6 protein-coding genes are annotated in these 13,537 nt (G+C 59.5%); 2 read left to right on the top strand and 4 right to left on the bottom strand.

Going from position 1 to position 13,537, the window contains the following annotated elements; all coding sequences use genetic code 11:
* Positions 1-45: 45 nt before the first annotated feature.
* A complete protein-coding gene (locus AC07WT_RS27050) occupies positions 46-558 on the top strand; it encodes a GIY-YIG nuclease family protein (protein ID WP_494949299.1) in 513 nt (170 codons plus the stop codon).
* A 401-nt stretch (positions 559-959) separates the two neighbouring features.
* Positions 960-5,066 carry a hypothetical protein gene (locus tag AC07WT_RS27045; protein WP_494949298.1) on the top strand — a complete coding sequence of 1,369 codons (4,107 nt, stop codon included), beginning with the start codon at positions 960-962 and terminating at the stop codon, positions 5,064-5,066.
* Positions 5,067-5,190: 124 nt separating this feature from the next.
* Here AC07WT_RS27045 and AC07WT_RS27040 read toward each other — a convergent pair whose 3' ends face one another.
* The 4 genes from AC07WT_RS27040 to zorA are packed head-to-tail and all read right to left on the bottom strand — an operon-like array spanning position 5,191 to position 13,328.
* Entirely contained in the window at positions 5,191-8,964 is a 3,774-nt protein-coding gene (locus tag AC07WT_RS27040) for an SNF2-related protein (RefSeq protein WP_494949297.1), read from the bottom strand.
* Positions 8,965-8,967: 3 nt separating this feature from the next.
* On the bottom strand, positions 8,968-10,602 hold the full coding sequence (locus AC07WT_RS27035; RefSeq protein WP_494949296.1) for an EH signature domain-containing protein: 1,635 nt from the start codon (positions 10,600-10,602) through the stop codon (positions 8,968-8,970).
* Positions 10,599-11,318 carry a flagellar motor protein MotB gene (locus tag AC07WT_RS27030; protein WP_494949295.1) on the bottom strand — a complete coding sequence of 240 codons (720 nt, stop codon included), beginning with the start codon at positions 11,316-11,318 and terminating at the stop codon, positions 10,599-10,601. The genes AC07WT_RS27035 and AC07WT_RS27030 overlap by 4 nt, the downstream gene beginning before the upstream one ends.
* Positions 11,319-11,324: 6 nt before the next feature.
* Entirely contained in the window at positions 11,325-13,328 is a 2,004-nt protein-coding gene (zorA, locus tag AC07WT_RS27025) for an anti-phage ZorAB system protein ZorA (RefSeq protein ID WP_494949294.1), read from the bottom strand.
* Between the last annotated feature and the right edge of the window lie 209 nt (positions 13,329-13,537).

Here is a 13,537-nt window from a genome sequence, read left to right as displayed (position 1 = left end):
AGGTTCGGGTAAGATCGGCGTCTTCCCGATCCGCCGATCACCGCCATGCCCATCGACAACTGCACCCACACGTTCGACGAACTGTCCACGAGCGTCCTGCCGGCTCACTTGGAACAGCTGAAGGCCGCCCTTCAATCGCCGATCCCGGCTACCAAGCTGGTGGGCTTCAAGAGTGCGTCGCGGGAGGCTCTGAAACGGGTTGAGCGCACCACCGATTTTCCTGGCTGCTACGTGTTCCTGGATCAGGACCGCCCCGTCTATGTGGGCATCTCGCGCGGCGTGGTCAAACGTCTGGTGCAACACCTCAATTTCGAATCGCACTTCACCGCCAGCCTAGTCTACAAGATGGCGAGCGAGGACTTCCCGCATGAAATGAAGCGGGACCAGGCGATGAAAGACGACCAGTTCCGTGAAATGTTCCTGACCGCCCAGGGACGGCTTCGGAAAATGTCCGCGGCGTTCGTGCAGATCGACAACGACCTCGAGCTGTACTTGTTCGAAGTAATGGCCGCGATGCACCTGGACACCGATACCTGGAACACCTTCCGGACGCATTGACCCGTCGGCGGTTCGTATAACCGGCGCACTTACGCTAATGATGCAGCATTACCGGCGTGCGAATTTCTAGTCCTGCAAATAGAAGCCTCATGGCGTCGTTTTCTCGCTACAGTCCCCCGCCGATCCCCCTACACTTGCCGAGGCCGCCTCCGTCCATCGGACGTTTGCTCTGATGGCGCAAAGGAAAATACAGCAAACCGGGTGGCCTTGCCCGTAAAATGCAAGACAAATCCCGAGCCAACAACAAGGCCTATGCCACATCCTGAGGCTGACCTGGCGACACGACTCTTCGTCGCACCTCTTGCCCAAGACATTGCGCTGGTGATCTCGCGCACCCGCGCTACGGTTCTCGGCCTCGCGATTCTTGAACGAGAAGCGCCCGTCGCACGAAAGGCCGTTCAGTGACCTCCGATACACGTTCTGCTCCGCTCGCGGCCGACACCCGCCGACAGGCGATCGATTCGTTGCGGGGCTACGACTATCAAATTTGGCGGTCAGTCGAGGCGTGGACGAAACTCGGCGCCGGTCAATTGCTTTACCTGGAAGGCGCGGAAGACTTTGACCTCGTAGACGAAAACGGCGAAACCAGCACATCTCAGATCAAAAACTCCGGCAAGAACATCTCGCTCGGGTCCAACGACGTCCGCGAAGCTATCGAGAATTTCTGGGCGCACGTCGAGCGCAACCCAAGCCGGCCGATCAGAATGCGCTTCGTCACGCGAGGTGACGTTGGCTCGGAGAAAGGCGATCCGTTCCAGGGCGTGAAGGGAATAGACCTTTGGCGAATGGCAGCCGAGGGGGACGACGATGCCGCATCACGCGTTGCTCGCCATCTGAGTTCAACCCTGCAGCCTCCGACCTTACGACGCTTTCTTGACTCTGCCACCGCGACCGACTTGCGTTCAAACCTTTTCGAGCGCATCGATTGGGCGACAAAGGAACCCTCGACGGACGCGGTTCGGCTTGGTGTGGAGCGGGCGATAATCGATTTTGGCGACGAACGGAACGTCGACCACAACGAGTCGCTGAAAGCTGTCGACGGACTTCTCGCCCATTGCGTCGAAACGATCAAGCAACGCGACATCAACCTACGTTCCCTGACCAGAGCCGATCTGCTCAAAGTGTTTGAGGCCAAGACGAGCATGATGGTGCCCTTGACACGCAGCATCATCTCTCTAATGGGGCAAGCGTTGGCTGCTGGGCGAGGCGCAACGCTAGGGTCATTGAGCTCGGTCTCTTTTTCGCCCGCGACGCTGGGCGTCGAACCCACGCTTCCGCCGTTCTGCCTGCCCCGTCGATCGCTGATCGACTCAATCACTCGGCAAGGTAGCCCAGCGCTGATTGTCGGCTCGGAAGGGCGAGGGAAGACCACTGTGGCCAGCTTGGTCGGAAAAGAGCTTGGCGGCGTCGCTTGCTGGGTCGACTTGTCGGCGCATGACACATCGACGCTGCCTCCGTTGCTAGACCGTTTGCTTCTGGTGATTCGCGACCTGCCCTCCCGAGCAGTGGTGATTGTGGATGACTTTCCGGTCGCAACCACGATCACGCAAGCGGTGTGGACTCGATTCAGCGCGGTGGCCGAGCAGTGCGCACGCCGCGGACAATTTTTGATTCTCACGGCGAAGGGGGTTCATCCTGAGGCAGTCGACCCTCGGCTACGAACGGCTGGCATCCATATTCATGCCGTGCCCGACCTTTCGCGGGAAGAGATAGGCAAGTTCGTGTCTGCGCTCGGCTGCCCTGGCGACCAGAGCTCACAATTCGCTGCGACAATTCTTGCGCGAAGCGGCGGCGGACATCCGAAGCTCGTGCATCTGCTGGGTCTCGAATTGCAGGGCGCGGATTGGCACAATCCACCCGCCACAGTGATGGAGAACCCGCCGGCAAGCATCGAGCAGGCGCGTGCGTTCGCTCGACGCGAGGCGGCGAGCACCCTTCCCGACGCAGAACTTGACCTTCTGTACTCGCTCAGTCTCGCTTTGAGCCCATTAGACCGCGAGGCGGTCTTGTTCATTGGAGAGGAGTTCGTCGGGCTGCGCTCGCCCGGAGATGCGCTTGATCGCCTAGTCGGCCGATGGGTCGAAACTCAGTCATCTCATGAATATAAAATCACGGCGCTCCTCACTCAACAGGCCAAGCTGGTGTGGTCCCCAAAGAAGGTCGCACAAGCGCACGAATGCATCTTCGATGCGCTCGTGGGCCGCAGGTCGGTTTCGGTGGATAAGGCTTTCGCGCTCTTCTTGCACGCGTGGGAAAGTGGAGACGACCGACGCCTTTCGTCGTTTTTGTCCTCGCTGATCGACGAGAAGCGGGCGCTGCGCGGTGCCGCCGCGGATCTGCTAACCCCCATCGTTTTTGTGGGGCGTGGCGATGGCACAAATACGGGAGCATTTGACGCGCAGACGATCACTCTTTTGCGGCTGACGCAATTTCGAATCGCAAAGCAGCAGGCCACAACCGAACTCCCACTCCTAGCCACGGAGTGGGAAGACTCCATAGCGCGCATAGAAGATTCGGAGCAGCGAAACGCGAACCAGCTCATGTGGGCTATGTCGGTGGCCGACTCACCGGATCAATCGTTTGGGGCCGGCACTGTTGTTCATGCTCTCGAAGAGATCAATCGTCTGGAATCCGTCATTCTCAACGCGCCGAGCAGTGAAGGGTTGACCGCCGAGCAATGCCCTGCCGGTATAACGAAAAACGCCGATCTGATCGCCTCTTTGTTTGGCTTCAATTTCGCCCGCTGTAAAGATTTGGACCAGTTGCGAGAATTTATTGACGCGCTCGAATCAGCAACTCCCGTGGCTCGTGATCGGATGTTGAAAGCGTTCACCATCCCCTTGTTCAGCAGAAACCATTTGTTCGTCGGCGGACCGTGGAAAAACGAGGCAAATCGAGAAACGCCTCGCTGGCAGCTTGCCGAGGACACTCTGCTCAGGATGCGTTCCCTAGCGGAACAATGGAGCGCGAAGGCGATGGGGATTTCAGTCGCCAGATTACTGTCGATCCTTTACGAAGACCACTTGTCTCGCGGCGCAGACTCGCTCGCATGCATCCGAACGGCCACCGAGAGCTTCGGCGAGTCACCCGTCTTGATAGCGCAGGAAGCGTCTGTCTACTTTGGAAGAAGCGATTTCAAGCAAGCATTGGGTTTGTGGAAAAAGTCGCTATGGCGCCCCTCGTCCTCTAACGTCGAGCTCGAACGTGATCCCCACATTTTGCGGAAAGCGGGCTATGCAGCAGGAACCTTGGGGGACTTTGGCGCAGCATCGGAGTGGTTCGAGATCGCGTCGCGCAGCGCGAGCGAAAGCTCAATGTCGGCGATGGCCGGAGGCGCCCTTTTCGACGCTGCATATTGCGCGTTCAAAGACGGGGCACGCTCTCGAGTGGTTACGCTTATCGTCGCCGGGCTGTCGGCATTCGAGCGAGACTTTGACCCGGCCAAACAATTCGACCTGTTTGCCGCAAAAAAACTCGGCGGCCACGTCCTCCGCTGGATCGTGGAACAGCTTCGCGGCAAGTTCGAAGCCGAACCGGTTTTCGAGCCGCAGCTCGGCCAGTGCAGCAACCCGCATCGCGACAAATCCATTGCGGAACTGCCCAAACTACCGTCCGATATGGCGGCGGCATTTGTGATCGAAATTGCATCGCTGCTGCGTGTCGAAAGCGAAGGCGTCGAGGCGCTTCGTTCCACGCTGTCCCAGTCGAGGGTGTTAGCAGCTGGCTTCCAGTATTGGAACCTCCGCTGCAATGAGCTATTCGACCGCGGCCAATTCGAACAGTTGGCAAACGGCCTCTACGGCCTGAGTGAATACTTTTGGCGGCATCGAGCGCAACAGAGGAACGAAAGCGCCTCGTTGCCGGACTCTCTGGAGCCCTTTGAGGGCGAAGTGCTGGATGTTGATCGGTCCACGCCCATGGGCGTGGAATCGGTGTTCTGCCTCGCCCTATTCATCCGAGCCCTCTCGGGCGGCTCGGTCGAGGAGCTCGCCAGCGCCTGGATCGCCGATCTCGGTGGCCCAGCCCATGGCGCAGCGCTTCTCGGCGAAGCTCGCGAAGCGTTGCGGACGATCTCCGTCGACCCGGTCGATGCGGCGAAGCTAGTCACGAACACCGACGCAAAACCGATCGACAGATTGGGAGCCGTTTTCCGACTCCTCATGCAAAGCCAACGCAGCCCCGAGACAACGGCAAAGTGCCAAATTCGAGCGCTGAATTTGCTATCGATGTTGCCGAGCAAAGTTTTTCTCGACTCGGCGTTCAAACCTCTCGCCAAAGCGTTCTCGAAGATGTGGCGAGAGCACGCACGCACTCCGGCGTTGCTGCGATCGCCAAGCCTCTCGGTCCCATTGCTGCAAGAAGCCATTCGCGAAGACGGGAACGCCCCTCAGCAACTCGGCCAACTGCTCAGAGCCGCCTCGCTAGCTACGGGGGCGCAGCTTCCACAACCGCTGCTTGATCAACTGGACAACGCGGCGACGCTTCATCGAGCGCGTTTGCCGTGGTAGTCCGCCGTCGACTGCTCGCGCCGAACCATCCAGCGATGGTCGGCAGCAGCCATGGCCCCGAGGTCATGTCCGCCGCTCCTAACATCGCTTCGGTGATGGTGCCCGCAGAACAACGGAAACCTGATCAGGCAGCGCCCCACCCCGCGAGCAGAAACCGCTCAAGCTCGCCGCGCTTCATTGGATGGAGCGCGAGCATTTGTGCGAGATGGTCGCCTTCGATCAACTCCACGCTCAAAACACCTGCTTGGTGTCTCGCGGCCTGATTGAAACGTCGGTTGGTGACGGCCAGCATCGAGAAATTGATTCCGGGATAGCGAGCCGCGTATGAGGCCCGTCCATCAGAAACATCTCGGACTCCCTCCCACCCAAGTTCCTTATCTTCGATAGTCGAGCTTTTGCACTGGATCAGCGCGCCTTCACTACGTTTAATGGCGACCACGTCGACGCCGCCATCACCCACACGCTTGGTCTTGATGGTCCGCGTATAGCCCATCTTGGTCCACAACAACGCGCAAAAGGCCTCGAAAGCGTCGCCATCCAGTGCTCCGATGTCGTCGGCTGTCAGAGGCTCATTGCTGAACGCGTTGCCGCCATCGGGGGCTTCCAAGTCCCCAAAGTCAGCGGGGCTCACATCCCCCGCCCCGTTGAGCATGTCGGTCGAAAGCGCTCGCTTTTTGTTAAGCAGTGTGTCGAGCTTTGCGTCGAACGTCAGAAAATCGTGAGCCACCACCACAGGGTAATAGACATGGACATTGCGCTCTTGGCCAATGCGATAGGCGCGGTCCGTGGCTTGGTCCTCTTTGGCCGGGTTCCACGTCCGGGTGAAGTGGATGACGTGGTTGGCAGCTTGGATATTCACGCCAAACCCCACCGCAAGCGGCGAAAGGACGATCACGCCGAAGCCCGGTCGCTCTTGAAACGAATTGATCCGCCGTTGCCGATTGTTGGCGTTGGCGGAGTCCGCCGAAGTGTCGCCGTTGATCACGTCGGGGACGAAGCCGAAGCGATCCGATATGGCCCGCTGCAATGTCCGTTGCAAATCCCTGAACTCGCAGAACACGATGGCCTTTTCCCCGGCCGTCTTGATCTCTTGCAGATGCCTCAGCATCCACGCCATTTTGGGCGAGTTCCGTTCGACGTCGGCGAGCGGCTCCGACTCGGTAGACAGGCGACCGGGCGATCTGGGATCGGAACAGAGCCGACGCAGGTATTGCAACAGCCCCAGCGGCGATTGCATTCCTGTCGCCTGACGCCCGCCCGACCTCGACCGAAACTGCGCAATGGCGTCTGCGTAAAGCGCGCGCTGACGCTGCGACAAGGGCAATGCGCGGCATCCCTCAAATTCGATCTTCTTCGGCAGGTCCTTGGCGACTTGCGCTTTGGTTCGCCTGAGCTTTTGCGGCTCGATCAAGCCCCGCAGCTCTTCGAGGCGGGCCTTCTCCTCGTCGGTCTCAGACTCGATCGGTCTTCGGTATTTTGAGCCGAAGTCCTTCAACGCGCCGAGCAGCCCCGGCTGAATAAAGTCGAATAGACACCAGATGTCAGTGAGGGTGTTCTCCACCGGTGTTCCCGTGCAGGCGATCTTCAGCCTGGCGTTTTGCTTTTTGGCAGCGCGAGTCACCAACGCATTGGGATTCTTGATCTTCTGCGCCTCGTCGCAAATCATGGCCGACCAACGCTGCGCCGCCAACGAAAACTCTAGATCGCGAAGCGTCTCGTAGGTCGTCAGGACCACGTTCGCTGAGCCGAGCCATCCCGACGACAGCAGCTTGGGCGACCCCGCCTCGACAAGCCCTTCGTCGAGCGCTGACTTGGGCACCCTCTTGGACGCCAAGTCTGGGCCATACAGCGTCAGGACCTTCATCGCCCCCGGCGCGAAAAACTTCGTGATCTCCTCCTTCCAGTTCTCGAGCAGCGAAACCGGCGCCACAACCAGAAATGGATCGATGCCGGTCTCACGTTCGATGGCTGCGGCCATGAACGTGAGCAATTGGATGGTCTTGCCAAGCCCCATGTCGTCGGCGAGCAAAGCACCCCGGCAAGCGGTGGGCGAGTGCCGCCACAAATGCTGAAGCCATGCGACGCCATCAAGCTGGTGCTCTTTGAGCTCAATGTGGCTGAGCATGGCGGATGGCAACGCGGCGGGCTCGACGGGGAGAGCAAGAATTCCACGCCGCTCCTCGTAATCCAGAGCATCGACGTTGGGCTTGACGACCAGCCCCTTGCGCTCGGAGGCGCGCCCCTTGGCGGTCGGCTTCTTCGGGTCGAATGTTCCCTTCGAAACATCTTCACGAACCTGCCCCAAGGTTTCCCGGGCGTCGACCGCCCATGCAACCGGCACCGGCTTGGGGCAGCCCGGAAACTCGAAAGTCTCGCGCTTTTCCTGGCGAGCCTTGTCGAGCTCTTCTCGGAAACTTTTCAGATTCCTGTCGTCCAGCGCGATGGCAACCGTCTCACCACCGCCCTCAGGCTCAAAGCACAAACCCAGATCGACATTTTCGGGAAACCACCCGGCGTCCTCGCTCTTCTTGGCGATGAAAGGCGAGTAATAGGGCTTCTCGACCCCAAAGCCTCCCACGCGCTCGGAGTATTTCGAAAGGTCGAAGATGTCGGCCGCGCTTATGAGGCTCGGACGCCGCCAGTCATTCAGCGCGCTGCGCAACAAAGCCACCTGAGCTGGCGTGTCGCCCAAGATTTCGAGGTCGAAGCCCTGCCAGTGGCAGCACTGCGCGCCAGCCGCTATTTTGTCGTCGAGTTTTTTAAGAAATGCGTCCAACGCGGCCGGGCCTTCGAACTTCAATTGTTCGGCTCGGACTGCGCCCCGAAGTGTCTCCTCGACGATCAGCGACACCTCATACGGATGCCCTTTGTCGTCGCGCGACACCTTCGCGGTGAAGCGGGTGAACACGATGCCGGCATCCTCTCTCGCGCGCTCGAACTGCTCGGGGTCAATAACCTTAGCCGCATCCGGCCCCAAGGTGGCGAATGGATTACGGACGAAAGCCTCTGCGCGCTCCCCTGCAATGCGCCGGCCCGGCATGCGCCTAATCTCTCGTAGCACCGTCCTCGCTTCCTCCGACAACAGCACATGCACCAGGCCGTTGCCATCGGGAATTTCATAGCGCTCCGGCACCATGTCGAAGCGGTCGAACAGTTCAAGCCAACGAGGCGGCGCGCCATCGAATCCCGGCATCACCTCCACCAGCTTGTCGCCAATCACATCGCCCTTGCGAAGGTCGATTCGCAAACGCTCGGGAGTCAGGACCACTGTCTTGCGCAGATAGTCGGTCAGGTCAGCGCCCGCACGAGAAGCATGGCCCCGAATGGTCGACCAATCTCGCTTGTTGACATCCGGCGTGCGCTCCTCAGCCTTGCGGCTTCGCTGCTCAGCGATAGCCTGCACCATTCGCCAGGCCGCCTCTGGCAAGATCGCTGACTTGCCTCCCGCAGTCAGCACGGCGCCCTCGATGCCCACGTTTCCATTTGGTCGCTGCCCATGGGGGTCGAGCCACCCTTGAATGCTGACCGCAAAATTGGCGTCCGTCAGCGTGCCGTTACTCGACAGGATCGGCTTCCACGCCTTCTGCCCCGGCAATCCCAAAAGACCGAGAGCACCACAATGCTCCGGAGATTCCAGCAGCGTGTAGTAGTTCGACCATGAGAGGCTGGCGCCATCGGGATTCAATTCAGCGAACCCCTCCTCTTCGAGCTGGCGAAGCAGAAGCACAAGCTCGGAGCCCACATCAAAGGACATCGGCGATGAAAGCCAATTGTCGAATGCCGGCTCGGGGCGGAAATACGCTCCGTTACGACCCCAAGAAACCAACAGCGTGGCGGGTCCCCCTGCCGGAAGGCTTGCCGCGGCTTTGTCTTTCGATTTGAAGGGCGACCAGACCATTGCCTACTCCTTAAACCAGCCACGGCCGGCCCTGAACGAAAATCCCATGGTTTGCAGTTTCCTGGCGAGATGCGACGAACGATCGATTTCGTAAACCCAAAGGGCGCCGCCCGCGCCTCGAAGATCCTTCACCTCGACGCGCCCATCAGCGACCAAGACCTCAAGGTCCGGCACACATGCGGGCCGTGTTTCCGGCTTCTTCCCGATGAGCTTTGTCAACTTGTCGTCGAACTTCTGCTCCCAGCTCTTCAATGCGACCGGCGAGTCGCGGTGGCGGATCGTGTCTTCATTGTCATCATCCTTGAGCTCGCTGATGTGGACCCCTTCGCTCGCACGCCCGGAGTTGAGGGATTGCAAAAGCGAGGGGCTCAGCGAGTCCCATCGGAACAGATAGAAGGCATTCCCGCCTGCGCCAAACTCGACGGCCAAGTAAGCGCCGATTCGCATGACAAACGCATTGTTGTCGGCCGTGGTGCCTTCAAGATTCAGCAAGCGCCCCTTTGCCCGCTCGCGGAACTCGCCAAATTTTCCTCCTCGGCGGCTCGACGCCGAAGAGCCCAGCGCAAACCACATGTCCTCCACGAACGGCACGAATCTCAGCCAGTAGGCCACTCGCCGCTTGTCGTTGATTCCATCGACGCTGAGAAGCTCGAAGAAGTCGGCGACCAGCCGCTCTTTGAGCCAAAAGAACACCATCTCCCGTGCCTGATCGTCGGCCTTGTCGCCGACGCGGACATAAGCGTCCCAATGGGTTCTTCGAAGCCATGGGTTGCCAATCGTCGATGTGGCGGCGTCCCGCAACGCAGACTGCTCGGGCCGATCGTCGCAGCGCGCATAGCGCGACACCAGATGGGCAACGCACCGAATCCTCAAGGACTCACTGATAGAAACTCCCGCGCGTCCCATAGCGATCGCGAGCAAATCGGGCAACGCGGATTTGAACGGAGGATCTCTAAGGTCCGCGGCGGCTTTCATTTGAGCAAACACTGCCTCGTCGACCACCCATGAAGTCTCCGGGATTGACAACCCATCCCGAGCGTCATTGAAACTCGACGCGTCGCCCCGCAGAAGATCGGCGCCAAACTTGTCGCATGGCTGGTTGGTGAGCAACTCTGGATGGCGCAACAACGTTTCGAACCAAGGGGGCTTGAAATCGAGGAGTTTTACTATGCGGTCGCGCTCTGCCCGAAGCCATCCGCGCAGGCCGCGCCACCCCGTTTTCGATTCGGGGCTTGCATCCTTGCCGTTGAAGGGAAATGAGAAATAAGTCGACAGTAGAGCTTGGAAGCATCGCAGCCGCCGATGCGCTGGCGACTGCTGCTCGGCCGTGCGAGCGACAATGCCCCGGAGCGCCTCGTCCGCCAGCACAGACCAACCTTTGCTGTCCAATGCGCCGATGCCAAGGCAGACATATTTGAGATCGCGGAATCCGCCGATCTGACCTGATCTCTTGAAATCCGCGATCGCGGCCAAGATTGAGCGAGAATCGGCGGCGATGGCCGCCCCGCCATGGTCGTGATGGACGCGCTTGCGCGCGCGGGCCATTTCCTCCGGGTCCGACCACGTTTCGGGCGCCACCAAGCTGCTCGCGAAGGATCGCGTGAGCGCAGTTTGAAGGATGGCGAGGGCGTCGATCATCGGTCGTTGGGACATCTCAGCCCGGGGTCCAATGGAATATCGGGTGGCGACTCCTTGGCTGAGCCCAAATCGCGAAATTCCAGCTTGATTTCTACGCGCCGCATTTGGGCCGCGCTGCTCGATGTCGTATTGAAGGACGACCCGCCCGCCAAGAATAGCGTTTGGATCAGTGCGCGGTCAGCCGCCGACAGGGCATCCGGTGGCTGCGTGCTTAGCAAAGCGCAGAGAACCCTCTGCGAGCGCAGGTAACTTAAATTAAGATTGAACAGGTAATCGCCCGTCTTGCTCGCGAAGCCCTCGACCACAACTCGCTTCAACCACTTGTCGCACTTGGCCGAACGGGCCACGTCCAGCACGCGCGGGACGAACTTGCGGACGAAGTGCTCGTTGCCAGGATTCTCGAACTTGTGCGCATTGTCCTGGAACTGGACCAAGGTGCCGAAGTCGATGGAGTGACCACGCACCGTGACGCCCTTGAATTCATCAAGTTTGGTCAACGCATCCACGTCGGCGACGCAGCTCTCGATGGTCTTGTCGCGCTCTTCGGTTGCCTTCTTGATCTGCTGCAAGCCCTGCGTAACCGCCATCAGGGCCACAGCCATGGCCACCAGAAACAGCACCATCAGCGCCGTCATCAAATCCGAGAACGAAATCCAGAATGGCTTTTCGCCATCATCTCGGGAGCCGCGCCGCCGGGGAGCTTTGATTCCAAGCATGGCCTATTACCTCCGAGCCGGAATGTCGTCGACCACGTCGCCCAAGTTCTTGATCGCCCCGGAGAGCAACTGGACCGAACTCGACAACTCACTCTGGAACTGGCGGTTCCCGTCTCGCAAAGTGCGCTCGACGTTTTCTCGGAACGATTCGTGCGCCTTGACCAAAACCTCACTGACCCCTTGTAGATATTCCTCGGATTGCTTCTGCGCGATGGCAAGTTGCTGGGTCGCGGTTTCGATGCGTCCTATGATTTCGGATGTCATCGACGCGTCGCGCTTGGCGTTCTCGAAAGTCCGCTCCAACTCCGCGACCATCAGCGCAAAGGTGTCGCGCGTTTTTGCATAGTCGGCAAAGATCGCACGTGCTCCATCGGTGGAGCTGGTGAGCTGGGTAGAGGCGCCCTTGATCGCTTCCGTCGCGACAGCCGACGCCTGCATGGTCTCAGACACGCCCTGACCGGCCTTTGCGAAATCGGTGGCCGCGACATAGAGCGTTTCAGCGCCGGAATTCATGCCGGAAATCGCTTTATCAGTTGCTTGTGCGAGGCTCGCCACCGTGTTTTGCAGCGATTTGTTGGTCTCCATCGATTGGGCCAGCAACTGTTCGACCTGGCTCGACAGCGAGCCGATGGCCTGCCCCGTCGTCTGCTCAAAACGCATATGGCGCTCGCCTTGAGATTCCGCTGCCTGCTCGGCCTGTTTTCTGAGTTGCTCAACCACTCCCGCGACCTGGTCACCCACTGCCGTCAGGGTGTCTTTGAGCTTCTGCGACGACTCGGTCTGCGATTCTGAAACCAAGGCTTTTATCTGCTCGACGAACGCCCCCATCTGGGCATTCATCGCCGCCTGGCGGGCATCCATAGCCTCCAACGCTTTGCCCAGACGCTCGCCCATGGCGTCGACCGTGTTGGTCCCTGCCGCATTCATGTTCGCGGCGAGCTGCCCAAACTGGATCGCAGTGGCCTGCATGGATTCACTTGCCTTGACCATCAATTCAGACATGCCCGCCATCTGCCCGCCAAACATCTCGCGCATTTGCGAGGCGAAGCTCGCCAGAACGTCCGTCAGCATCTTGTTGACGGCCTCGCCTTGGTTTGAGCTCACGCCCTGAACGGCCTTGGTGATCGCGTCCATGGGGCCGCTGAGACTCTCCGCAATCACCTTGCCCATGTCGACCGACATCTGCCCGACGTTCTGCGCCTGCGCTTCCATCTGCTTGGTGGCCAGCGTCGTCAATATCTCTTTGAGATCGGCGACCAGCGCATCCTTGATCTGGGCAGACTGGGTGGCAGCGTTTTCCGACGAGATGGCGAGCCGTTCGAGATACTCTTCCCCCGCTCCGCCTTGAAAAAGACTGTCGATCACTTCACGCAACTGCTCGACTTGACGACAACGCGCCGTGACCAAGGACTTTTCGATCCAGGTGAACAGCATTGCCAAACCAATCGCCGTAGCAGAGACAAAGAAGGCGTGCCCCACTGAATTCACAAGACCGCGGAGCTGTTCTTGTGCCTTGGCCGGATCAATCGACACATCGAAGTGAATCAGCCCCTTGATCAAGCCCAAGAAGGTGCCGATGATCCCCAAGCCAGTCAAAATTCCCGGAAGGTGCTTGAAATACTCCGTCTTGAGGCGGCTCTCCACAACGGCTTGCTCGGTGAAGAAGCTCTCCGCTAAGGCAGTCGAGCGCCAACGCACAAGCTGGATCTGCCCGTGCTCATCAGCCTTCTTTTGAGGGTGCAACGTTTTGCGGTATTCGCTCCACAAATGGCTGAGCGCCGGCCCCGACATCGCTTTCTCGCCGATCTCGTCGAGCTCGGTGATATCGCCTTTGATATTGGAGCGAATCGCCAAGAGCGCCGTCAATGATTGCTTGAGCTCTCGCGACAACTTGCTCGACTGGCCGACAAAGCGGACCACGAAATTGATCGTGATGATGACCAGAAATACGGCCACCAAGCCGATATGCCAATAGTCCCTCGCTAGCCCCTGGAGATCGACGCCTCCCATATTGGACTTCCCCTAATTCATCTTTGATCTTATCTAACGCCGCCCGATGCGAAAAGCCAACACGCTCCCACTGCCGGCAAAATGAAAGCAAGCGCGGCCGGCCGCCGAACCTTCACCACTTGTGGAGGCAAAAATCGAACGGCAACTCACGCGAAGGCTGTCTGCAACCGAGCGGGCATCAACCCCGGCGCGAACTAAGCGCAGTCCAC

It is taken from the genome of Paraburkholderia sp. GW821-FHT02A12 (assembly GCF_059422005.1).
The sequence above is the reverse complement of the archived record's forward strand: the minus strand, read 5'-3'. Positions and strand labels throughout refer to the sequence as shown.

Excerpts from the sequence above, each read along its gene's own strand:
- AC07WT_RS27050 (WP_494949299.1), top strand. The coding sequence starts at position 46 with ATGCCCATCGACAACTGCACCCACACGTTCGACGAACTGTCCACGAGC.
- AC07WT_RS27040 (WP_494949297.1), bottom strand. The coding sequence starts at position 8,964 with ATGGTCTGGTCGCCCTTCAAATCGAAAGACAAAGCCGCGGCAAGCCTT.
- AC07WT_RS27035 (WP_494949296.1), bottom strand. The coding sequence starts at position 10,602 with ATGATCGACGCCCTCGCCATCCTTCAAACTGCGCTCACGCGATCCTTC.
- AC07WT_RS27030 (WP_494949295.1), bottom strand. The coding sequence starts at position 11,318 with ATGCTTGGAATCAAAGCTCCCCGGCGGCGCGGCTCCCGAGATGATGGC.
- zorA (WP_494949294.1), bottom strand. The coding sequence starts at position 13,328 with ATGGGAGGCGTCGATCTCCAGGGGCTAGCGAGGGACTATTGGCATATC.